Annotated in this window: 22 protein-coding genes and 1 tRNA gene; 12 read left to right on the forward strand and 11 right to left on the reverse strand. The window is 72.6% G+C overall.

Going from position 1 to position 22,018, the window contains the following annotated elements; translation table 11 throughout:
• The first annotated feature begins 6 nt into the window (after positions 1–6).
• The 5 genes from P5G59_RS03485 to P5G59_RS03505 all read left to right on the forward strand — a co-directional run bounded on the left by P5G59_RS03485 (position 7) and on the right by P5G59_RS03505 (position 4,876).
• The gene (locus P5G59_RS03485; protein ID WP_301216033.1) at positions 7–1,206 is read left to right on the forward strand and encodes a PucR family transcriptional regulator; all 1,200 of its coding nucleotides are present in this window, start codon (positions 7–9) and stop codon (positions 1,204–1,206) included.
• Between the two features lie 85 nt (positions 1,207–1,291).
• Positions 1,292–2,212: an ACP S-malonyltransferase gene (locus P5G59_RS03490; RefSeq protein WP_301216035.1), complete on the forward strand. Its 921-nt coding sequence runs from the start codon at positions 1,292–1,294 to the stop codon at positions 2,210–2,212.
• A 21-nt stretch (positions 2,213–2,233) separates the two neighbouring features.
• Positions 2,234–3,238: a beta-ketoacyl-ACP synthase III gene (locus tag P5G59_RS03495; protein WP_301216037.1), complete on the forward strand. Its 1,005-nt coding sequence runs from the start codon at positions 2,234–2,236 to the stop codon at positions 3,236–3,238.
• A 45-nt stretch (positions 3,239–3,283) separates the two neighbouring features.
• Positions 3,284–3,535, forward strand: coding sequence for an acyl carrier protein (locus P5G59_RS03500; protein WP_021765217.1), 252 nt, complete (start codon positions 3,284–3,286; stop codon positions 3,533–3,535).
• A 105-nt stretch (positions 3,536–3,640) separates the two neighbouring features.
• Positions 3,641–4,876, forward strand: coding sequence for a beta-ketoacyl-[acyl-carrier-protein] synthase family protein (locus P5G59_RS03505; protein ID WP_301216039.1), 1,236 nt, complete (start codon positions 3,641–3,643; stop codon positions 4,874–4,876).
• Between the two features lie 142 nt (positions 4,877–5,018).
• On the opposite strand, the gene P5G59_RS03510 is transcribed toward P5G59_RS03505, so the two are convergent.
• Positions 5,019–5,522 (reverse strand): DUF3145 domain-containing protein, encoded by a 504-nt coding sequence (locus P5G59_RS03510; RefSeq protein ID WP_175336099.1) that lies wholly within the window; start codon positions 5,520–5,522, stop codon positions 5,019–5,021.
• A 186-nt stretch (positions 5,523–5,708) separates the two neighbouring features.
• On the opposite strand from P5G59_RS03510, the gene P5G59_RS03515 reads away from it, so the two are divergent.
• The gene (locus P5G59_RS03515; protein WP_301216042.1) at positions 5,709–6,290 is read left to right on the forward strand and encodes a PadR family transcriptional regulator; all 582 of its coding nucleotides are present in this window, start codon (positions 5,709–5,711) and stop codon (positions 6,288–6,290) included.
• Positions 6,291–6,303: 13 nt separating this feature from the next.
• Here P5G59_RS03515 and P5G59_RS03520 read toward each other — a convergent pair whose 3' ends face one another.
• Both P5G59_RS03520 and P5G59_RS03525 read right to left on the reverse strand, forming a co-directional pair.
• The gene (locus tag P5G59_RS03520; protein ID WP_301216044.1) at positions 6,304–7,143 is read right to left on the reverse strand and encodes a DUF1684 domain-containing protein; all 840 of its coding nucleotides are present in this window, start codon (positions 7,141–7,143) and stop codon (positions 6,304–6,306) included.
• A gap of 67 nt (positions 7,144–7,210) precedes the next feature.
• Positions 7,211–8,926 (reverse strand): bifunctional 3'-5' exonuclease/DNA polymerase, encoded by a 1,716-nt coding sequence (locus tag P5G59_RS03525; protein ID WP_301216046.1) that lies wholly within the window; start codon positions 8,924–8,926, stop codon positions 7,211–7,213.
• 111 nt (positions 8,927–9,037) lie between these two features.
• Here P5G59_RS03525 and P5G59_RS03530 point away from each other — a divergent pair, with 111 nt between their 5' ends.
• Positions 9,038–9,376, forward strand: coding sequence for a hypothetical protein (locus P5G59_RS03530; protein WP_301216048.1), 339 nt, complete (start codon positions 9,038–9,040; stop codon positions 9,374–9,376).
• 32 nt (positions 9,377–9,408) lie between these two features.
• Here P5G59_RS03530 and P5G59_RS03535 read toward each other — a convergent pair whose 3' ends face one another.
• The gene (locus P5G59_RS03535; RefSeq protein ID WP_301216050.1) at positions 9,409–9,867 is read right to left on the reverse strand and encodes an NUDIX domain-containing protein; all 459 of its coding nucleotides are present in this window, start codon (positions 9,865–9,867) and stop codon (positions 9,409–9,411) included.
• Between the two features lie 75 nt (positions 9,868–9,942).
• On the opposite strand from P5G59_RS03535, the gene P5G59_RS03540 reads away from it, so the two are divergent.
• The 4 genes from P5G59_RS03540 (at position 9,943) to P5G59_RS03555 (ending at position 16,150) form a co-directional block, all read left to right on the forward strand.
• Entirely contained in the window at positions 9,943–10,422 is a 480-nt protein-coding gene (locus P5G59_RS03540; RefSeq protein WP_301216052.1) for an NUDIX hydrolase, read from the forward strand.
• A 63-nt stretch (positions 10,423–10,485) separates the two neighbouring features.
• Positions 10,486–10,848 (forward strand): hypothetical protein, encoded by a 363-nt coding sequence (locus tag P5G59_RS03545; RefSeq protein ID WP_301216054.1) that lies wholly within the window; start codon positions 10,486–10,488, stop codon positions 10,846–10,848.
• A 59-nt stretch (positions 10,849–10,907) separates the two neighbouring features.
• On the forward strand, positions 10,908–14,852 hold the full coding sequence (locus tag P5G59_RS03550) for a Pls/PosA family non-ribosomal peptide synthetase (protein ID WP_301216056.1): 3,945 nt from the start codon (positions 10,908–10,910) through the stop codon (positions 14,850–14,852).
• Positions 14,849–16,150 carry a M1 family metallopeptidase gene (locus P5G59_RS03555; RefSeq protein ID WP_301216057.1) on the forward strand — a complete coding sequence of 434 codons (1,302 nt, stop codon included), beginning with the start codon at positions 14,849–14,851 and terminating at the stop codon, positions 16,148–16,150. Before P5G59_RS03550 ends, P5G59_RS03555 begins: the two co-directional genes overlap by 4 nt.
• Here P5G59_RS03555 and P5G59_RS03560 read toward each other — a convergent pair.
• From P5G59_RS03560 to P5G59_RS03580, 5 genes are all read right to left on the reverse strand, one after another.
• Positions 16,140–16,736 (reverse strand): 4'-phosphopantetheinyl transferase family protein, encoded by a 597-nt coding sequence (locus P5G59_RS03560; RefSeq protein WP_301216059.1) that lies wholly within the window; start codon positions 16,734–16,736, stop codon positions 16,140–16,142. The two genes, P5G59_RS03555 and P5G59_RS03560, sit on opposite strands and share 11 nt — an antisense overlap.
• A gap of 219 nt (positions 16,737–16,955) precedes the next feature.
• The gene (locus tag P5G59_RS03565; protein ID WP_301216061.1) at positions 16,956–17,495 is read right to left on the reverse strand and encodes a hypothetical protein; all 540 of its coding nucleotides are present in this window, start codon (positions 17,493–17,495) and stop codon (positions 16,956–16,958) included.
• A 137-nt stretch (positions 17,496–17,632) separates the two neighbouring features.
• A tRNA-Ile gene (locus P5G59_RS03570) sits at positions 17,633–17,706 on the reverse strand.
• A 19-nt stretch (positions 17,707–17,725) separates the two neighbouring features.
• Positions 17,726–18,979, reverse strand: coding sequence for a glycosyltransferase (locus tag P5G59_RS03575; RefSeq protein WP_301216063.1), 1,254 nt, complete (start codon positions 18,977–18,979; stop codon positions 17,726–17,728).
• A gap of 95 nt (positions 18,980–19,074) precedes the next feature.
• Positions 19,075–20,040 carry a DMT family transporter gene (locus tag P5G59_RS03580; RefSeq protein WP_301216065.1) on the reverse strand — a complete coding sequence of 322 codons (966 nt, stop codon included), beginning with the start codon at positions 20,038–20,040 and terminating at the stop codon, positions 19,075–19,077.
• A 40-nt stretch (positions 20,041–20,080) separates the two neighbouring features.
• On the opposite strand from P5G59_RS03580, the gene def reads away from it, so the two are divergent.
• A complete protein-coding gene (gene def, locus P5G59_RS03585; RefSeq protein WP_301216067.1) occupies positions 20,081–20,647 on the forward strand; it encodes a peptide deformylase in 567 nt (188 codons plus the stop codon).
• Between the two features lie 21 nt (positions 20,648–20,668).
• On the opposite strand, the gene P5G59_RS03590 is transcribed toward def, so the two are convergent.
• Together P5G59_RS03590 and P5G59_RS03595 are read right to left on the reverse strand one after the other, a co-directional pair.
• Entirely contained in the window at positions 20,669–21,547 is an 879-nt protein-coding gene (locus P5G59_RS03590; RefSeq protein WP_301216069.1) for a sensor histidine kinase, read from the reverse strand.
• Positions 21,548–21,693: 146 nt separating this feature from the next.
• Positions 21,694–22,011, reverse strand: coding sequence for an SHOCT domain-containing protein (locus tag P5G59_RS03595; RefSeq protein ID WP_301216070.1), 318 nt, complete (start codon positions 22,009–22,011; stop codon positions 21,694–21,696).
• Positions 22,012–22,018: the final 7 nt, after the last annotated feature.

A 22,018-nucleotide genomic window follows, 5' to 3' on the forward strand; every position in this document is an offset into this window, starting at 1 on the left:
AGCTCCGTGGAGAGGACGAAGCCCGAGACGCTCGCGTGGCTGCGCAAGATCTCGGGCGAGTTGGCTACGACCACGCTCAAGCGGCTGGAGGACACCCTCCCCTGGTACCGCGACATGCCACCGGGCCGGCGCAGCGCCGTCGGCCTGGTGGCCCAGGCGGGCATCTCGTCGTTCATCTCCTGGTACGACGATCCGCGGTCGACACCGTGGATCGCCGCGGACGTGTTCGGCGCGGCCCCGCGCGAGCTGCTGCGGAGCGTGAGCCTGCAGCAGACCCTCCAGCTCATCAAGATCACCGTCGAGGTGGTCGAGGAGCGCGTGAAGAGCGCGGGCGGCGAGGACCTGCGGGAGGCGATCCTGCTCTACTCGCGCGAGATCGCGTTCGCGGCCGCCGACGTGTACGCGCGCGCCGCCGAGGCCCGCGGACTGTGGGACGCGCGCCTGGAGGCCCTGGTCGTCGACAGCATCCTGACCGGCGAGTACGACGACGAGCTGCCGAGCCGCATCGCCGCGCTCGGCTGGCACGGGCACGGCGAGGTCAGCGTCCTGGTGGGCACCGCCCCGAAGATGCTCGACGTCGACCAGCTGCGCCGCACGGCCCGGCACATGTCGGCGGACGTGCTGATCGGCGTTCAGGGCAGCCGCCTGGTGCTCGTCATCGGTCGCGCGTGGCCCAGCAACAGCACCCCGGAGGACGCGATCGGCCCGGCGCCGGTCGTCTCCTTCCTGGAGATCGCGCAGCAGCTGGAGCCCGGCTTCGGCGCCGGCCACCTGGTGCTCGGCCACGAGGTCCCCAGCCTGGTGGACGCGTCCAAGAGCGCGAAGGCGGCCCTGGCAGGGTTCGCGGTGGCCAAGGCATGGCGCAACTGCCCGCGACCGGTGCACGCCGACGACCTGCTGCCGGAGCGCGCGCTCGCGGGCGACGGGCTCGCCCGCGCGACGCTGATCAGCCGCATCTACCGGCCGCTGCAGGGATACTCCTCCGAACTGCTCACCACCCTCTGGTGCTACCTCGACAACGGCCGTTCCCTGGAGGCCACGGCGCGCGAGCTGTTCGTGCACCCGAACACGGTGCGCTATCGGCTGAAGCGCGTCTCCGAGGTGATCGGCTGGGACGCGACGGGAGCACGCGAGGCCCTCATCCTGCAGGCGGCGCTCATCGTCGGCTCGATCAACGAGCCCGATTCGCCCCGGCGCGGTGGCTGACCTTGTAGACAACCACAAGCATTCCTCGAATACTTCGTATCCATCCGACACATCCGCTCGGCGGAAGATTGGCAGACTGGAAACCGTGATCGTCATCGTGTGCCCGGGTCAGGGATCCCAGACCCCCGGCTTCCTGGACCCCTGGCTCGCCGAGTCCTCGTTCCGCGATCAGCTGACCGGCATCTCCGACGCCGTCGGCATCGACCTAGTCGCGCACGGCACCGTGAGCGACGCGGACACCATCCGCGACACCGCCGTGGCCCAGCCGCTGATCGTCTCCGCCGGGCTGCTGACGCTGTCCGCCCTGTTCGCCGACGGACGCCGTGAGCGCGTCGGCGGCATCGCCGGGCACTCCGTCGGCGAGCTGACCGCCGCGGCCGGCGCCGGCGTGCTCAGCGAGACGGACGCTGTCGCGTTCGTGCGCGAGCGCGGCGCCGCAATGGCCCGCGCGGCCGCCGAGGTGCGCACCGGCATGAGCGCGGTCATCGGCGCCGACGAGGCCGAGCTGCTGGCCCTGCTCGACGAGCTCGGCCTCTCCCCCGCCAACTACAACGGCGGCGGCCAGATCGTCGTCGCGGGCGCCCTGGACGCGCTGGCCCGGCTGGCGGAGAACCCGCCGGCCCGCGCCCGCGTCATCCCGCTGCAGGTCGCCGGCGCCTTCCACACGCGCTACATGGCCCCGGCGGTCCCCGCGCTCGAGGCGTTCGCCGCGACGCTCGGCACGAACGACCCGACGCTGCGGCTCTGGACGAACAGGGACGGCTCCGAGGTCACCGACGGCGCCGAGTTCCTGCGCCTGCTCGTCGGTCAGGTCTCCTCGCCGGTGCGCTGGGACCTCGACATGAAGGCGTTCGAGGCGGCCGGCGTGACCGGCCTCATCGAGGTCGCCCCGGCCGGCGCCCTCGTCGGGCTCGCCAAGCGCGGGCTCAAGGGCGTCCCCACCGTCGCCATCAAGACCCCGGACGACCTGCCCGCCGCCTTCGACCTCATCGACCAGGCCGCGTAAGGCCGCAAGGAGCTCCCGACGATGACCCACCCCACCCTGCAGCAGTCGCACGGCCCGCAGTACACGCGCATCCTGTCCATCGGCGCGGCGCGCGGCGACCTCGTGGTGCCGAACGACGACCTGGTCGGCCCGATCAACTCCTCCGACGAGTGGATCCGCCAGCGCACCGGCATCGTGACGCGCACGCGCGCCAGCCACGACATCAAGGCGCTCGACCTCGCCACGGAGGCCTCGAAGGAGGCCATCGCGAAGTCCGGCGTCGACCCGTCGCTCATCGACGCGGTCATCGTCGCCACCATCTCGAACGTGCAGCAGACGCCGTCGCTCGCCGCCGTGCTGGCCGACCGCGTCGGCTCCAACCCGGCCGCGGCCTACGACATGAACGCCGCCTGCGCCGGCTACACCTACGGCATCGCCCAGGCCGACGCGCTCATCCGCACCGGCGTCGCCCACTACGCGCTCGTCGTCGGCGCCGAGAAGCTGTCCGACGTCGTCGACCCCACCGACCGCACCATCTCGTTCCTCCTCGGCGACGGCGCGGGCGCGGTCGTCATCGGCCCGAGCGAGTACCCCGGCATCTCGAAGACCGTCTGGGGCTCCGACGGCTCCAAGGCCGACGCGGTCGGGATGGACGGAACGCTCACGCAGTTCCGCGACGGCGAGACGTCCTGGCCGACCCTGCGCCAGGAGGGCCAGACGGTCTTCCGCTGGGCGGTCTGGGAGATGGCGAAGGTCGCGAAGCGCGCGCTCGACGAGGCCGGGGTCGCCCCGGACCAGCTCGCCGCGTTCATCCCCCACCAGGCCAACATGCGCATCGTCGACGAGTTCGCCAAGCAGCTCAAGCTGCCGGAGACCGTGGCGATCGCCCGCGACATCGAGACGACGGGCAACACGTCCGCCGCCTCGATCCCCCTCGCGACCCACCGGCTGCTCCAGGAACACCCGGAGCTGAGCGGCGGACTGGCGCTGCAGATCGGCTTCGGCGCCGGTCTGGTCTTCGGCGCCCAGGTCGTCGTGCTGCCCTAGACTGTTTCCCGGTCACAACGACACCCCCCTCAAGGAGAGAAAACCATGGCATTGTCCACCGAAGAAGTTCTTGCCGGCCTGGCCGAGCTCATCAACGACGAGACCGGCATCGCGACCGACACGGTTGAGCTGGACAAGTCGTTCACCGACGACCTCGACATCGACTCCATCTCGATGATGACCATCGTGGTCAACGCCGAGGACAAGTTCGACGTCAAGATCCCCGACGAGGAGGTCAAGAACCTCAAGACCGTCGGAGACGCGGTCGAGTTCATCGTCAAGGCGCAGGACGCCTAAGGCCTCAGGCTGATTTCTTCCGCGCGGGCGGCGCACCACGGGTCGCCGCCCGCGCGTGCGGAAGCGCTCTGACTTCCGCTTCTCGACACACAGAGAGTTGCCGTTATGACCAAGAAGATCGTCGTCACCGGCGTGGGCGCGTCCTCGCCCCTCGGTGGCACCGCCCCCGAGAGCTGGACCGCGCTGCTCGCCGGCGTCTCCGGCGCCCGCACCCTCGAGCACGACTGGGTGAAGCAGTACGAGCTCCCGGTGACCTTCGCCGCCGAGGCGAAGGTGCGCCCGGAGGAGGTGCTGGAGCGTCCCGTCGCCAAGCGCCTCGACCCGTCCAGCCAGTTCGCCCTGATCTCCGCCATGGAGGCGTGGGAGGACGCGGGACGCCCCGAGGTCGCCCCCGAGCGCCTCGGCGTCGACTACGCCACCGGCATCGGCGGCGTCTGGACCCTGCTCGACGCCTGGGACACCCTGCGGGACCGCGGACCCCGCCGCGTGCTGCCGATGACCGTTCCGATGCTCATGCCGAACGCGGCCTCCGCCGCCGTGTCGATGCACTTCGAGGCGCGGGCGTTCGCGCGCACGGTCGCCTCCGCGTGCGCGTCGAGCACCGAGTCCCTCGTCAATGCGTACGAGCACCTGCAGGCGGGCCTCGCCGACGTCGTGATCGCGGGAGGGACCGAGTCGGCCATCCACCCGATCACCGTCGCCTCGTTCTCGTCGATGCAGGCCCTGTCGCGCCGCAACGACGACCCCGCGCACGCCTCCCGCCCCTACAGCGTCGACCGCGACGGCTTCGTCATGGGCGAGGGCGCGGCCAGCCTGGTGCTCGAGACCGAGGAGCACGCGCTCGCCCGCGGCGCCCGCATTTACGCGGAGCTCGCCGGCGGCGGCGTGACCGCCGACTCCTACCACATCACCGCCAACGACCCGGAGGGCCGCGGCGCCAGCCGTGCCGTGCACATCGCTCTGGAGCGTGCGGGCGCGTCGGCCGACGACGTCACCCACATCAACGCCCACGCGACGAGCACGCCGGTCGGAGACCCGTCGGAGTACGTCGCGCTGCGCGAAGTGTTCGGCGACCGGGTGCACAGCATCCCGGTGTCGGCCACCAAGGCGTCCACCGGTCACCTGCTCGGTGGCACCGGCGCGCTTGAGGCCGTGTTCACCATCTTCGCGATCCGCGACCGTCAGGCGCCGCCGACGATCAACATCACCGAGATGGACCCGGCCATCCCGCTGCAGGTCACGGGCGAGCCCCAGCCGCTCGGCGACGGCCCGCAGCTGGCGATCAGCAACTCCTTCGGCTTCGGCGGCCACAACGCCGTCGCCGCGTTCCGCAGCTACTGACCCGGTTCGGAACGTCTGCGACTGCTCGCGCGGCCGCAGACGTTCCGTGGGACAGCAGAAGGCCCCGGTCGAGTGACCGGGGCCTTCTGCGTGTCACCGCGTGCGGGCGGCCTCTGCCGGGCCCGCCGCGGGAGGCACGGTGTCAGCCGACGTTGTGCAGCCAGATGACGGAGGTGTCGTCGTGGGCGTGGCGGAACGGCTCCAGCTCGTCGTCCCACGCCTGCCCGAGCGCCAGCCGCAGCTCGCGGTGCAGCTCGAGCGCGTTGGCGCCGGCGATCTCCATGGCGTAGCGGATGCGGTCCTCCGGGACCACCATGTTGCCGGCCGTGTCGACCTGCGCGAAGAAGATGCCGAGGTCGGGGGTGTGCATCCACCGGCCGCCGTCGGTGCCGTGGCCCGCGTCCTCCGTCACCTCGTAGCGGAGGTGCTCCCATCCGCGGAGGGCGGAGGCGAGGCGGGCGCCCGTGCCGGCGGGGCCGTCCCAGAAGAACTCGGTGCGCTGGGCGCCCTTGAGCACCGGCTGCCTCTCCCAGGTGAAGTTGACAGCGCGGCCGAGAGCGCGACCCGCGGCCCACTCGATGTGGGGGCAGAGCGCGCTGGGAGAGGAGTGCACGTAGAGCACCCCTCGAGCTGCGTGTGCCGACATGGTTCTCCTCCGTTCGTTGGTGCGTCTTCCCCTACGACCAGGAACGGGATGGAGTGCTTCGGCGTATGAAATTGGATGCGCGCAGGCGCGTTGAGTCGATTATGCCCGAGAATCGCGGGGAGTTACAAGATTGTGATTCGGCGATTCGGTCGCGTGGCTACGCGTGCGCGGAATAGCATACCGAGTATGTCGGTCCAGAACGGTTTCCTGGCGCTGCTCACGCAGGGTCCCGCCTACGGCTCGCAATTGCAGAGCGAGTTCCTGTGCCGCGCGGCGCACCGCCGGCAGCTCAATCCCGGCCAGGTCTACTCCACGCTCGACCGGATGATCGACCAGGGCCTCGTCGCCTCAGCGGGCGCGACGGACGACGGCCTGCCCCTCTACGAGCTCACTCCGGCCGGACGGGAGGCGGCGGCCGCGTGGCTCTCGACCGGCCCTTCCGACGGCCGGCCCGACTGGGACGAGATGCAGGACCAGGTGCTCATCGCCGCCTCGCTCGACGGCGGCGCGGCCCTCACGATCGCCGACGGCTACCGCGTCGCGTACGCCGAGCGCATCCGCTACCTGACGCACGAAGCGGACTCGCGGGCGCTGCTCGCCGCCAACCGCGCGGCCGAGCTCGGGGCGAAGGCGGCCATCGAGTGGCTGGACGAGGTGGTCTCAGCCCTGCGGAAGAACCCGGAGGCGCTGCTGCAGGCGCGCTCCCCCGAGCGCCCGCGCCGCGGCCGCCGGCCCGCGGCGGAGTCGGCGGCGCCCGCGGAGGCCTGACCCGGCCCGGTGATCAGTGCAGCAGCTCGCCCTGCTTGTTCAGGACGTTCTTCTCGCCGGCCTCGATCGGCACTGCGAAACGGTTCTGCGCGGGAGGCAACGGGCAGTTGAAGTTGTAGCTGAACGCGCAGGGCGGCAGCACCGCGAGGTTGAAGTCGAGGGTGACCGTGCCGTCCTCGTTCGGGACGACGAACAGGAAGCGCCCGACCGAGTAGGTGCTGTCGCCGTTGGTGGTGTCCGCGAACACGAGCTGGAGGGCACGCCCTGCCTTGAAGGCGGCCAGGTTGTAGTCGACGCCGTCCTTGGTGAAGGTGATCTCGCCCGGGATGACCATGTCGCGGGTCGCGCCGTCGTCCTTGAGGTGCTCGAAGCCGACGGTCTTGCCGCCCTCGATCGGCGTGAACGTCGCCTGGATGATCCACTCGGGGTTGAACGGGAACGCGTCGATGGAGCCGAAGTTCTGGATGTCCTCGGAGTCCGCGTCCCACACCCGCAGCGCGTAGTCGCCGGCCTCGCTGGCGATGACGAACCCGGTCCTCGTGTCGCTGAAGCGGATCGCGGACGGGTTCGGGTCGTCCTTGCCGCGCACGATCGCGCTGCCGTCGACGAGCACCTCGTCCACGAAGATGTCGTCGGTCGCCGTCGCGGTCACGCGCAGCCCGGACTCGCCCTTCGGGAGCGGCGACCACAGACCGGGCACGCCCCAGACCGGCTGCTCGCTGTCCGGTTCGCCGGTGATCCACTGCGTGTTGACGAGGGCCAGGTTGCCCTGCGGCGCGGTCACGGCCTGCTCGCGGCGGGCGCGGTAGCGGGCGAGGACGGCGTTCGGGTCGGTCGCGGTGGTGTCGGTCATGGTCTCCATCCTCGGTCAGGTCGTAGGTCGCAACCAACTCCGACACTCGGGCATTCCGTGCCCGGGGTCATTTCGCCTCCGCGTAGCTGTCCGCGATGACCGCCGTGACCGGGAACTCGACCGGGAATGCCCCGAACAGCAGCCGCCCGGCCTGCTCGGCCGACGCGCGCACGGCCGCGGCGACCTGCTCGGCCAGGGCCTCCGGCGTGTGGACGATGACCTCGTCGTGCAGGAAGTACACCAGGTGCGGCGCGGCCGTGAGCGACTCCCCCGGCGCCAGGGCGGTCAGCCGGTTGCGCAGTTCGGCCATCCAGCAGAGCGCCCACTCGGCGGCGCTCGCCTGCACGACGAAGTTGCGGGTGAACCGTCCCCAGTCCCGAGCCTGCGAGCGGGCCCGGCGCTCATCGGTGTCGGTGGATTCGGGCCCTGCTGCCGCAGCCTGGGTCGCCGCCCAGCTGCCGCCGGGCCGGGGCGAGCTCCGCCCGAGCCGCGAGGTCACCTTCTCGCCGCGCTCCCCGGCGCGCGCCGCCTCCTCCACCAGCCGTACTGCGCGTGGGAACGCGCGGCTCAGCCGCGGCATCAGCCGGCCGCTCTCCCCCGTCGTCGCCCCGTACATGGCACCGAGCATGGCGACCTTCGCCTGCGCGCGCTCCTCGACGGCCCCCGAAGCGACGATGCCCTCGTAGAGGTCTTTCCCGCGCCCGGCGGCCGCCATCGCCTGGTCGCCCGCGAGCCCGGTGAGGATGCGCGGCTCCAGCTGGGCCGCATCCGCCACGACGAGCTTCCAGCCCGGGTCGGCGACGACGGCGCCGCGCACCTGTTTCGGCAGCTGGAGCGCACCGCCGCCGCGGGTGGCCCAGCGGCCGGTCACGACCCCGCCCGGCACGTAGTCGGGCCGGAACCGGCCGTCGCGCACCCACGCGTCGAGCCACGTCCAGCCGTTCGCGGTGAGCAGCCGCGACAGCTTCTTGTAGCGCAGCAGCGGCTCGATCACGGGATGCTCCAGCCGCCGCAGCTCCCAGGAGCGCGTGGAGGTGGCCATCACGCCGGCGCGCTGGAGGGCACGCAGGAGGTCGGGTGGGCTGTCCGGGTTGAGGCCGGGCGACTCCAGGTGCTCCCGGATCTCGCGCACGAGCGCCTCGAGCACGGCCGGGCGGCCGTAGGCGGGCCGCGGCCCCAGCAGCTCGGTGAGCAGCTCGTCGTGCCGGTCGGCGCGGTACGGCAGCCCGGCGTGCTGCAGTTCGACGCCGATCAGAGCGCCGGCCGATTCCGCCGCAAGCAGCAGCCGGAGCCGGCGTGGGTCGGTGCTCGCCGCCACGGCGGCCTCCTGAGCGGCGAACTCCTCGCGCGCCGACAGCCCGGCGGTCGCCGCCGCGTCGGCCTCGGGCTCGGGCACGTCGAGCTCGAACAGCGCCGTGTGCGCGGGCGCGGACTCGCCCTCCGGCTCGGCCGCCGCATCCCACCGCCCCACCGGCGCCGTCGCGAGCGGCGTGTCCGCGGTGAGGGTCGACCCGCGCAGGATGGCGTGGCACAGCCGCAGGTCGACGCACCGCTCGACCCGCGCACCCGCGGCCAGCAGCGCGGGGTACCAGGCGCGCGTGTCGTCCCACACCCAGCGCGGCCGCTCCTGGCCGGCCTCGTGCTCGCGCACGAACGCGGCCAGGGCGCCGGCGGGCAGCTCCTCCGACCGCTCGTCCTCTCCTCCCACGCTCGCCCCGGGCGCGGCCGGCGCCCAGGTCGCCCGGACCGTGTCGCGGCCGGCGCGTTCGAGGAGGATGTGCACCCTCCCATTCTCGACGCCCCCGCCGACACCGGCGCGCCGCTTGCGGGGCCGACCGGGCGGTGAGCATAATTCACTGAACGACGAATGCCGACCCGAAAGGCATGATCGACGATGACCGTCTACCTGCACGACAGCCAGGGGGTGTGGATCGCGTACCGAACCGATCTGCGCTCCCGCGACCTCTTCAACCCCGACGGGGAGTGGATCGGCTGGTTCCCCTGGTCCGACGACGTGGCCGTCACCCCCGACGGGGAGTACCTCGGCAGCGTCCGCGGCGACCGCCTGTTCGCCGACGCGGGGCACCCGTACCGCGGAACGCCGGGCTACCCCGGTGCTCCGGCGTACCCGGGTCCGGCGCCGTACCCGGGTGCCGCGAGCTACTCGGGCCTGCCGGCCGGCTGCGACGACGTCGCATCCGGGCTGCTCTGGCCCGCCCGGCACGCGGTCTAGTCACCGCCGCTGCGGCTACCGCTGTCCGGTCGTCACCCCGACAGCGCGGTGAGGCGCGCCCGCAGCTGCGGCCAGGCGTCCGCGAATCCCGGGTGCAGCGGCAGTGCCGACACCTCGTGGACGGGCACCCAGCGCAGCTCGATGCTCTCCACGTCGGCCATGTGCGCCTCGAACGGACGCACCGCCTGCGCCACGACGGTGGTGTACGACCAGAATCCGAGGTCGAGCACGCTCTCGAACAGCACCTCGAGGGCGTCGGGCGGCACCGCCGCCTCCTCCGCCGCCTCGCGCAGTGCGCCCTCCACGGCCGTCTCCCCCGCATGACGCGCACCGCCCGGGAGACCCCAGGTGCCGCCGAAGTGGCTCCAGTCCGCCCGGTGCTGCAGCAGGATGCCGCGCCGCAGGTCGTGCACGAGCAGGCCGGCCGCACCGAACCGGCCCCAGAACCGCCGGCCGTCCGGTCCCTCCACCCACGCGTCTCCCGAGTCCACGCTTCCACGTTAGTCGCCGCGGCGTGCCCCGCCGCACGGCTCGTCTCACGGCGTCACGCGTGACAGGCTGAGGGGATGACCGTTCGCAGCGCCGCCGTGCTCCTCTATCGCCGCCGGGAGGAGGTGGAGGTGTGGATCGCGCACATGGGCGGACCGTTCTGGGCGCGCAAGGACGAGGGCGCCTGGTCGCTGCCGAAGGGCATCGTCGAGTCCGGCGACCTCGGCGACGAGCTGGCCGCCGCCCGGCGCGAGTTCGCCGAGGAGATCGGGACGCCCGCACCGGACGCCGACTACGTCCCGCTGGGCGAGTTCCGCGGCTCGGGCAAGACGATCGTCGTCTTCGCGGCGGAGTCCGAGTTCGAGCCGGGAGCGATCGTCAGCAACACGTTCGAGCTGGAATGGCCGCCGCGGTCGGGCCGCCGGCAGGAGTTCCCGGAGGTCGACGATGCCCGCTGGTTCGCGGTCGAGGAGGCGCGGGTGAAGCTCACGAAGGCGCAGCGGCCCATTCTGGACGCGCTGCTCGCCCGCCTCGCACAGGACGCGGAAACCCGCTAGCGCCACACGGGGTCCGTACCCGTATGGTTAGCGCCACGAGGGGGTGCAAACCGAGGAGGCACCGTGGCGAAGACCAAGGCCGAGAAGGCCGCAGAGCGAGCACTCGACGCGGCCCGCGTCGCCGTCGGCGAGGCGGAGCAGGCCGTGAAGAAGCTCGACAAGAAGACCCGCCGGGAGGCGGAGGACCTGGCCGACCGGCTGGCGCAGGCGGCGAAGGACGCGAAGAAGGCGGTCCGCAGGGCGAAGAAGACGGCGGAGGAGGCACGCACGTCGGCGAAGTCGGTGGCGGAGCACGTCGGTCCGCCGGCCTCCAGCACCGGCATCCCGACCTTCCGCGAGCTGCGCGACCGCGCGAAGGCCCGCGGCATCCAGGGCTACTCCCGGATGAACAAGGCGCAGCTGCTGCACGCCCTCGGCGAGGGCTGAGCGACGCGACCGGCAGGCTCGTTCACCGGCGCTTTACCCGCCGGCCCTAGCGTGCCGCCGTGACCGACGCTCCCCTGACCTCGGCCCCCGGGCTGCTCCTGCGCGTCTCCGAGGCGCCGCCCGCGCGGACGCTCGTCGACGTGCTGACGGAGACCGCCTCCCGCCATCCCGACGCCTCCGCTCTCGAGGACGCCGCGGGCGCCCTCAGCTATCGCGAGCTGCTCGCCCAGGTCTTCGCCGGAGCCGCACGCCTGCGCGAGCACGGCGTGGGCCGCGGCGACCGGGTCGGCGTGCGGATGAGCTCGGGCACCCGGGAGCTGTACCTGGCCATCCTGAGCGTGCTCGCCGCGGGGGCGGCGTACGTGCCGGTCGACGCCGACGACCCGGAGGAGCGCGCCGAGCTGGTGTTCGGCGAGGCGGCCGTGCGTGCCGTGCTGACGGACGCCGGGCTGGCCGTGGGCGACGCCCCGGCCGTCCCGGTCTTCGAGGGCTCGGCGCCGCATCCCAGCACCGCCGCCATGCCCGTCGTCTCGCCTCCGGCGCCGGAGGACGACGCCTGGATCATCTTCACCTCGGGCTCGACGGGCACGCCGAAGGGTGTGGCCGTCCGGCACCGCTCCGCCGCCGCGTTCGTGGACGCCGAGGCCCGCCTGTTCCTGCAGGAGGACCCGATCGGGACGCAGGACCGCGTGCTGGCCGGGCTGTCGGTCGCCTTCGACGCCTCCTGCGAGGAGATGTGGCTGGCGTGGGGTCACGGAGCCTGCCTCGTGCCCGCGCCGCGCTCGCTCGTGCGCACCGGGATGGACCTGGGGCCGTGGCTCTCGGCCCGTCGCATCACGGTCGTCTCGACTGTGCCCACACTCGCGGCGCTCTGGCCCGTGGATGCGCTCGACAGCGTGCGGCTGCTGATCTTCGGCGGCGAGGCCTGCCCGCCCGAGCTCGTGTCGCGCCTCGCGGTGACCGGCCGCGAGGTCTGGAACACGTACGGGCCCACTGAGGCGACGGTCGTGGCGTGCGCCGCGCCGCTCGTGGCGGGCGAACCGGTGCGGATCGGCCTCCCGCTCGACGGCTGGGACCTCGCCGTAGTGGACAGCGAGGGGCGGCCGGTCTCGGACGGCGGCTCCGGCGAGCTCGTCATCGGCGGCGTCGGCCTCGCCCGCTACCTCGACCCGGCCAAGGACGCCGAGAAGTACGCACCGCTGCCGACACTCGGCTGGGAGCGCGCCTACCGCAGCGGCGACCTCGTGCGGTTCGACCCCGCCGGGCTGTTCTACCTGGGCCGCGCCGACGATCAGGTGAAGGTCGGCGGCCGGCGGATCGAGCTCGGCGAGGTGGAGGCCGCGCTGCAGCAGCTGCCGGGCGTCTCCGGTGCCGCGGCCGCCGTGCGCCGCTCCGCCGCGGGCAACGATGTGCTGGTGGGCTACCTCGCGGTGCCCGACGAGGATGCGTTCGACCGCGCCGCGTCGATCGCGCACCTCCGGGAGACGCTCCCCGCCGCGCTGGTGCCGCTGCTCGCCGTGGTCGAGGAGCTGCCGGTGCGCACCTCCGGCAAGGTCGACCGGGCAGCACTGCCGTGGCCGCTGGAGGAGCCGGAGGGTGAGGGCGCGGTCAGCGACGACCCGGTGGCGGCGGCTCTCGCCGCGGACTGGCGCAGCGTGCTCGGCCTCCCGGTCACCGGACCGGACGAGAACTTCTTCGACCTGGGCGGCGGGTCGCTTGCGGCCGCGCAGCTGGTGTCGCTCATCCGGCGTCGGCATCCCGACATCACCGTCGCCGATGTGTACGCGACGCCGCGGTTCGGCGCGATGGTGCAGGCGCTCGCCGAGAGCTCGCCATCGTCGACCGCCGCCTCCACCCACGTCGTGCCGCCGACGCCCTTCCGGATGCGGCTGCTGCAGACCGTGCTCGGCATCCCGCTCTTCATCCTGGGCGGGATGCGGTGGCTGCTCTACCTGCTGACCGCGTCCGCCATCCTGCGCCCGCTCGGCGGGTTCGACGTGCTCCCGGCGGTGAACGTCGGCTGGCTGATCGTCGGGCTGATCGTCTTCGTGACCCCGTGGGGCCGGATGGCGATCTCGGTGGTCGCCGCCCGGCTGCTGCTGCTCGGCGTGCGGCCGGGCGACCATCCCCGCGGCGGCGGAGTGCACCTGCGGCTGTGGCTGGCCGAGCAGGTCGCGCACCAGATCGGCGCCGCAAGCCTGGCCGGCGCCCCGTGGATCCTGTACTACGCCCGCGCGCTGGGCGCCACGATCGACCGCGGAGTCGACCTGCACACCCTGCCGCCGGTGACCGGGATGCTGCGCATCGGCGCAGGCGCGTCGGTGGAGCCGGAGGTCGACCTGGCCGGCTACTGGATCGACGGCGACGTGGTGCGCATCGGAGAGATCCGCATCGGTGCGGGCAGCTCCGTCGGCGCCCGCAGCTCGCTGATGCCGGGTACCAAGATCGGACGGAACGCGACGGTCGCGCCAGGCTCCGCCGTCTTCGGCCGCGTGCCGGCCGGGCAGAACTGGTCCGGCTCGCCCGCGGTCCGGGTCGGCCGCGCGCGTGACTGGTGGCCAGAGGAGCGCCCGGCACGCCGCACCCGGTGGGTCGCCGCGTATGCCGCCGCCTCCCTCGGTGTCTCCCTAGTGCCCGTGATCGCCTTCGCGGCCGGAGCCGCGGTCGTCGCGGCGTTCGTGCGCGGCGCGGCCGACTGGGCCGAGGTCGCCGGGCGCACGGCCGCCGCCCTCGTGCCCGCCACGCTCGTCTCCGGGGCGGTGCTCGCGGCGCTGGTGGTCGTCCTGGTGCGGCTGCTCGGCATCGGGATGCGGGAGGGCGTGTACCCGGTCCGCAGCCGCACCGGCTGGCAGGCGTGGTCGACCGAGCGCCTGCTCGACCTGGCCAGGACCGTCCTCTTCCCGCTCTACTCGAGCCTGTTCACGCCGATCTGGCTGCGGATGCTCGGCGCAAGAGTGGGCCGCGACGTCGAGGCGTCGACCGTGCTGCTGCTCCCCCGGATGACGCGCATCCGCGACGGCGCGTTCCTCGCCGACGACACGCTGGTCGCCTCCTACGAGCTCGGCGGCGGCTACGTGCGCATCGCGCCGGTCGACATCGGCGCCCGCGCCTTCCTCGGCAACTCCGGTATGGCCGGCGCGGGCAATCGGGTGCCGCGCGACGGGCTGGTCGCGGTGCTGTCGTTCGCCCCGCGCAAGGCGAAGGCCGGGTCGTCGTGGCTGGGCTCGCCTCCCGTCCGGCTGCGCCGGCACGCTCAGGAGGGCGACCTGTCGCGCACCTTCCGTCCTGCGCCCTGGCTGCGGGTGGCCCGGAGCGGCTGGGAGCTGCTGCGGATCGTCCCGGTGTTCGTCACCTACGGGATCGGCCTGGCCGTGGTGGTCGCGCTCGGCGCGATCGACGCCGCCTGGGGCACGCCGTGGGCGGTCGTGCTCGGCGGTCCCGTCCTGATGCTGGCCGGTGCGGTCGCGGCCGCCGTGAGCACCGCGGCGAAGTGGGCGCTGCTCGGGCGGCTGCGCGCGGGCGAGCATCCCCTCTGGTCGTCGTTCATCTGGCGCAGCGAGGTCTCCGACACGTTCACCGAGATGGTGGCCGCTCCCTGGTTCGCCTGGGCGGCGTCCGGGACGCCCGCGCTGGTCTGGTGGCTGCGCAGCCTCGGCGCACGCATCGGCTCCGGCGTCTGGATCGACAGCTACTGGCTGCCGGAGGCCGATCTCGTCTCGCTCGGCGACGCATCCACGGTCAATCGGGGCTGCGTCGTGCAGACGCACCTGTTCCATGATCGAATCATGAGCATGGACCAGGTCACGATCGAACGCGGCGGCACGCTCGGGCCGCACAGCGTCATCCTGCCCGCCGCCGACATCGGCGCCGACGCGACGGTCGGCCCGGCGTCGCTCGTCATGCGCGGCGAGACGGTGCCGGCCGGCAGCCGGTGGAGCGGCAACCCGATCGGTCCGTGGCGCGAGGTGGTCGTGCGCGAGTACCGGGCACGGGTCGAGGGATGACGGACGCTGCGCACTCCTACCTGCCCCGATCCGGCACCGACGACTACGCGGTGCGGGAGTACGACCTCGACCTGAGCTACCGCGTCGCCACCAACCGGCTGGACGCGACCGCCGTGATCCGCGGGCGGGCGCGCGTCCCGCTGCCGGCGATCGTGCTCGACCTGGTGCACCTGAAGGCCAAGCGCGTGCGGCTCGACGGGGACAAGCGCGTCCGGTTCACGCAGTCGCCGACGCACCTGCGGATCACGCCGCCGACGCCCATCCCGGCGGGCGCGGAGTTCACGGTCGAGATCGCCTACGACGGGTCGCCCGTCCCCCGGCGCACCCGCTGGGGCACGCTCGGCTGGGAGGAGCTGACCGACGGTGTGATCGTGGCCGCGCAGCCCTCCGGCGCGCCGTCCTGGTTCCCCTGCAACGACCACCCCGCCGACCGCGCCGCCTACCGCATCCGGATCGCCACGGAGCAGGCTTACACCGTGCTCGCGACCGGCGAGCCGACCGGGCACAGCGTGACCTCGGGCCGCGGCGTCTGGACGTTCGAGCGGCCGGAGCCGACGCCGACCTACCTCGCCACGGTCCAGATCGGGCGCTACACCCTGGAGCCTCGGCGCACCGCGGGCGTGGAGTGGGTGGTCGCCTATCCCCCGGCGCTCGCCCGCCGCGTGCTGCACGACTTCGCGCCCGTCGGGACGATGCTGGAGCGGTTCCAGGAGCTGTTCGGGCCGTACCCGTTCCCGTCGTACACGGTCGTCGTGACCGAGGACCCGCTCGAGATCCCGCTGGAGGCGCAGGCGATGGCGACCTTCGGCTCGACGCACGCCGACGGCCGCGGCGGGTCGGAGCGGCTGATCGCGCACGAGCTCGCCCACCAGTGGTTCGGCAACAGCGTCGGGCTGGCGTCCTGGCGCGACATCTGGCTCAACGAGGGCTTCGCCTGCTACGCCGAGTGGCTCTGGTCGGAGGCGTCGGGCTCCCACTCGGCGGGGGTGCTGGCGCGGACGCACCACACCGGCCTGCGGCTCGCCCCGAAGGACATCGTGCTCGGCGACCCGGGACCCGATCTGATGTTCGACGACCGCGTCTACAAGCGTGGCGCCTGCCTCCTGCATGCGCTGCGGCTGCGGCTCGGCGACGACGGCTTCTTCGCCCTGCTGCGGGAGTGGACGTCGCGGCACCGCTTCGGCACGGTCACCAGTGCCGACTTCGAGACGCTCGCGCAGGAGCACTCGGACGAGCCGCTCGCCGGGTTCTTCGACGCCTGGCTGCGTCAGACGGCACTGCCCTCGCTCACGCGCTGAGCGTCGCCACGGTGACGCGGCAGCCGTCGGCCCGGGTGCTGCGGAGCCGGTAGCGTCGCCCGTCGAGCACCGCGCGCCACCGGCCGACCCGGACCGCATCCGGCGGCACCCGGAGGCCGCGGCCGTCGGCTTTGAGCACCGCCTCGATCGCGGTCCAGCGCCGGAGGACGTCGCCGCGGCCCGGGGCGAGGTCGTCGATCGCGGCGCGGCGCCCCGGCGGGGTGTCGAGCGGCTCGGCGTCGATCCCGACCGGCGCGCGGCCAGCCGTCGCGAAGGCGGCATCCGCAGCGTGCGCCAGGGCGAGGAACAAGGGCCGCTCCGCATCGGCCGCCCGCGGTCGGCCGTGCGCGGCGCCGCAGTCCGGGCAGGTGGCGTCGACGGTGATCCCCGGCTCGCCCGCCGCGGTGGCGGCGCCGAGCAGCGCGGAGCGGCCGGCGAGGAACCGGGCGCGGTCCGTGGTGCCGGCCAGACCGGCGAGTCGCGCGCTGTCGCCCGGAGAGAGGTGCGGGACGACCCCCTCGGTGCCAGGATCGTCGTAGCGGACGACCACGAAACCTCTCACATCCGTCCCTCCGCGCGCCGACATCCTGATGCTAACGCGCTCTGCCGCTGCACCGTTTGCGCCGGAGAATCGCACCCGCTCGGTTCGAATCTCCGACGATAGGCAGCCCAGCAGGAGAATCGAACGTCTGTCCGCTCAGTTCGACCGGGGGACGGGCGGCCCGCTGCACAGCGAGATGCTGTCGGCCGCCGGGTAATCCGGCGGCCGACAGGACAGGGGGCGATCGGGATGCTGCCCCGACGGCTAGCGGGAGGTGCCGGTGCCGTCGTCGAAGCGCGGGGCCTCGTGCCGGGCGTGACGGGCCGGGTCGTCCGCCGGGGCGGCGGTGCCCTCGGCCGGCGCGGCCGGAGCTGCGGCGGGCGCCGCAGGCGCTGCCGCGGGTGCTCCGGGCGCGGCGGCAGGCGCGTCGGTGCGCGTGCCGTCGTCGATGCGGTTGCCGTTCTTGTCGGTCTTGACGTCCGGGTCGACATGGTCGGCGCGGCGCATGGCCTCCTCGGAATGGGAGCGGGCCTCCGCCGCGGCGGACTCGCGCTCCTCCGCCTCGCGACGCAGACGCTCGGCGTCGACCTCGGCCTGCTTGGCGTCGGCTGCGGCGCGGGCGGCCTTCGCCTCCCGTTCCCGTGCCTCGAGCTCGGACTGCGCAGCCGACTGCCGCATCTCCTCGGCGCGCCGGCGGTCGGCCTCGCGCTTCCGGTTGCGGCCGACGGTGGCGGCGATGATGGCGATCACGGCGATCACGACCACCACGACGACGATCAGGATGATCCATCCAGTTGTGTTCATGCCCCGTCACGGTACCCCGACGGCGAAGAATGGCTAGGGGATTGAACAATCGCCGTCTCGTGCCCCCGCCGGCGCGCGATTCGTCACGAACGGGCGCGATTCGTGACGAGTCGCGAGACGGAGTCGCACGAGGAAAGTAGGGCGGACGGGACTTGAACCCGTGACCGAGGAATTATGAGTTCCCTGCTCTGACCGGCTGAGCTACCGCCCCGGACGTGCGCCTTCCCCGGTCACTCCGGCGAGGCCACGCGGGAGGCCGCTTCCGTCTCCGGGTCGGCCACCGGCTCACCACGATACAGGCTTTCGAAGGTGCTGATCGTGGACTGGATGTCGTGCGCGGCGACGATGCGCAGCGACGCGCGCTTCAGCACATCGAGCTCGTCCTGAGGCAGGCTGAGCACGCTCTCCAGCTTGTCCGCGAGGTCCTGCGCGTCGCCCGGGCGGAACAGGTGGCCGTTCTCGCCGTCGTGCACCAGGTGCGGCAGTGCCATCGCGTTCGCGGCGACGACCGGAAGGCCGGAGGCCATCGCCTCCATGGTCGCGATCGACTGCAGCTCGGCGATGGAGGGCATCGCGAACACGGTGGCGCGGGTGTACGCCTGGCGCAGCTCCTCGTCGCTGACGTAGCCGAGGAACTCGACGCGGTCGGCGATCCCGAGGGTCTCCGCCATGGCCTGGAGGTTCTTCAGCTGGTCGCCGCCGCCCACGATCTGCAGGCGGGCGTCCAGGTCGGCGGGCAGCAGCTTCACGGCGTTCAGGAGCACGTCGATATGCTTCTCGCCCGTGACGCGGCCGACGAACAGGATGCGGTTGCCGCTGCGCGGCGAGAAGTCGGGGGTGTAGTTGCCCGCGTCGATCCCGCAGGAGATCGCATGGACGCCGCGGAGGCCGGTGGCCTTCTCGAGGAAGTCCGCGGCGCGGCGGGTCGGGGTGGTGACGGCTTCGGCGCGGTCGAAGCTGCGGCGGGCGTCGCGCCACTCGACGGCGATCAGCACCTTCTGGAGGAACTTGGGGATGACCGTGAACTCCATGATGTTCTCGGGCATCACGTGGTTCGTCGCGATGATGCGGATGCCGCGCTTCTGCGCCTCGAAGGCGAGGCCCCGGCCGACGACGATGTGCGACTGGAAGTGCACGACGTCGGGCTTGACCTCGTCCAGGATGCGCCGGGCGTTCGCCTTGCTCGTCCACGGCAGCGCGAACCGCAGCCAGTCGTGCGGGTACCAGCGCCAGCTGCGCAGGCGGTGGACCGTCATCTTCTGGCCCTCGTGCTCCTCTGTCCACGTGCCGTGCTTGCGGCTGGCGGCGGGGGCGACGATGTGGACGTCGTGGCCGCGCTCGACGAGGCCGGCGGCGAGCCGCTCGGCGAAGCGCGCGGCGCCGTTGACGTCGGGTGCGAACGTGTCGCAGCCCATGACGATGGTCAGCGGCTTCTTGGCTGCCGGGGCGGGCGGGGTCGGATGCGGTCCGCTCGAATCAGGCACGTGGTTCTTATCCCTCGGTCGTGGGCTTCGGAAGGCGAATCCGGCGACGGCGTTCGCGTGTCGGGCAGTGGGTGCGCCCGGGTCGATTCAACGGCCTAGTCTAGGCTGCTTTCCTTCGCGACGCCCGTAATGCGGTCGGCCACCGGCGCGTCCGCCGAGGTCTGCGGGTGGTGCTTCGACAGCTGGAAGACGCCGAAGATGGCCACGGCGCCGGTCGCCGCGAAGCCGACCATGGCCCACCAGGGCGCGCCTGCGGCCTCGTTCAGCACCACGATTCCGATGGTCACGGCGACGAGCGGGTCGATCACGGTGAGGCCGGCGATCACCAGGTCGGGCGGCCCGGAAGAGTACGCGTTCTGCACGAAGTAGGCACCGAGCACGGCGGCGAGCAGCAGCGCCACGATGCAGGCGACGAGCAGCCAGTCCCACTCCTGGTTGGAGATGCGGTCGATCGCGACCTTCGCCAGCGTCGCGACGAAGCCGTACAGCACGCCCGCGCCCACGACGTAGATGATCGCCTTGAACCGGCGCCGCAGGAACCAGAACAGCGTGCCGAACAGGATCAGCACGACGGCGAGGATGATCAGGATGACCACCAGCGCCCGGCTGGTGACCGGCTCGTCCCGCGCGAACACGGCCGCGAGCAGCACGAACGCGCCGACGCCGCTGACGCACAGGATCACTGCCACCACCGACTGATGGTTGAGCTTCACCCCGCTGACCCGCGCGTTCAGGATGCTGGTGATGACCAGCCCGACGACGCCGAGCGGCTGCACCAGGATGATCGGCGAGAGCTTGAGGCTGACCAGCTGGAAGACGATGGCGAGGCCGAGCAGCAGCGTCCCGATCACCCAGGAGGGCCGCGCGAGCAGCAGGCCGAGGTTGCGCAGGCTCATGCCGCCGTCGCCGTGACCGGCGTTCGCCTCGACCTTCGCGACGCCGTGATGCTGCAGCTGCGCGCCGACCGACAGGAAGCAGGCACCGATGAGCGCGACCGGGATGCCCAGGAGCTGGCTGGGCTGATAGCTCAGGTCCAACGCATCCATCAGTTCCGTACCCACCCCACGACCCTACAAGGAATGATCCGGATAGTCTTGCTGAATGGCCGTCCTCCCGATCCGGATCACCGGTGACCCCGTCCTCCACTCCCCCGCGCGACCGGTCGACGAGATCGACGACGAGCTCCGAACCCTGGTCGCGGACATGTTCGAGACGATGGACGAGGCGCCCGGCGTCGGCCTGGCCGCCCCGCAGGTGGGCGTGCCGCTCCGGCTGTTCGTCTACGGCTGGACGGACGACGACGACGTGCTTCACCGCGGCGTCGCGATCAACCCGACGCTGTGGCTGAGCCCGCTGCCTGTCGGCGAACTCGACGAGGACGCGGAGTCGGAGGGCTGCCTGTCGTTCCCGGGCGAGCGGTTCCCGCTGCGCCGCGCCGAGCGCGCCATCCTGCAGGCGACCGACCTGGACGGCCAGGAGTACGAGGTGCACGCGGAGGGCTGGCTGGCCCGCATCTTCCAGCACGAGTACGACCACCTCGACGGCCTGCTCTACGTGGATCGGCTCGGCCACCCCTACGGTAAGGCCGCCGCCAAAGCGCAGCGCAAGAACAGCTGGGGCGTCCCCGGCCTCAGCTGGCTCCCCGGGCGCGACCACCTCGAGGACTGAGCGCGCAGCAGGCCGCCGGCCTCACCGGCGCAGATCGACCCCGTGAACGCCGTTGTGGTGCCGCAGTGCAGGGAACACCGCCGACAGCGTGAACCCGACACCGGGGACCGTCTGCGCGGTGAGCGTGCCGCCGAACAGCGCGGCGCGCTCCCGCATCTCGATGATGCCCGCCCCCTCGTAGTGCTCGGTGAGCGCCCGCACGTCGTCGGCGATGCTGTACGCGGTCGCCTGGTCGACGCCCTCGCGGTCGAGGCCGAGGCGACGGGCCGCCGCGCGGATGCCGTCGTCCTCCACGCTGACCTGGAGGCCGTCGGCCGTCCACGAGAAGCCGACCACGGCGTTCGTGCCTGCTCCCCCGTGCTTGAGCGCGTTCTCCAGGCTGGTCTGCAGGATGCGGAACACCGCGAGCTCTGCACCCGGCCGCAGCTCGAAGCGGTCGCCCGTCTCGGTGAACGTCACCGCCAGCCCGGCTTCGCGCAGCACCCGGAACAGGTCACGGGCGGAGTGCAGGCTGGGCTGCGGGAGTGCCGCGTCCTGCGCCTCCCTCGCGACCGCCTGCAGCCGCCGCAGGTCGGCGAGGGCGTCTCGGGCCGAGGTCTCCAGCACCCCGACCGAGCGCACGGCCGCGGCCGCGTCGCCCTCGGCGGCGTAGCGGACCCCTTCGGCCTGCGAGACCAGCCGGGAGACCGACTGGATCGCGACGTCGCCGAGGTCGCCGATGATGCGGAACCGGCCGGCCTGCTCGGCGAGGTCGAGCTCGCGGTCGATGCGGTCCCACTCCGACTCCTGGCGGGTGTCGCGCAGCCGGATGCGACGCCGTCGCTCCCAGAGCCACAGGACCAGGAGGACGAGCGCGATCGCGGCCGCCAGGATCGCGGCGACGAGCGTGACGGTGTCCATCCCAGTCCTTTCCTGCCCACGGTTGTGCGGCCCGGTCGATATTACCGGCCCGCTCCGGACGCGCAGACGGGCGCCGTCCGGAGTTGTGGACAACTCAGAACGACGCCCTCCTGTGTGCACCTCGGCGTGGAGATCGGGCGCGGCCGTCAGGCACCGTCGCGATTCGCGCGGAGCACCTCCAGCCGGGCCCGGTACTCCTGCTCGTCGATGTCGCCGTTCGCATAGCGCTGAGCCAGGGTCGACTCGGCCGAGCGGGTCCCGCCGCGGGGTCCCCAGCCGCCGGGTCCGTAGCCGCCGCGCTCCATCGCCGCTCGCCGCCAGCGCCGGCCGGCGAACGCGAAGATCAGGACGAAGACGAGGATCCAGAAGATCGGGATGAAGATCCACCACCAGCCGAAGAAGTGCGGGCCGTACGCGACGACGCACGGCGCCGAGGCGACCGCGGTGGCCAGTGAGCTGAGCATGATGTGT

It is taken from the genome of Leifsonia virtsii (assembly GCF_030433675.1).
Classification (GTDB): Bacteria; Actinomycetota; Actinomycetes; order Actinomycetales; family Microbacteriaceae; genus Leifsonia; species Leifsonia virtsii.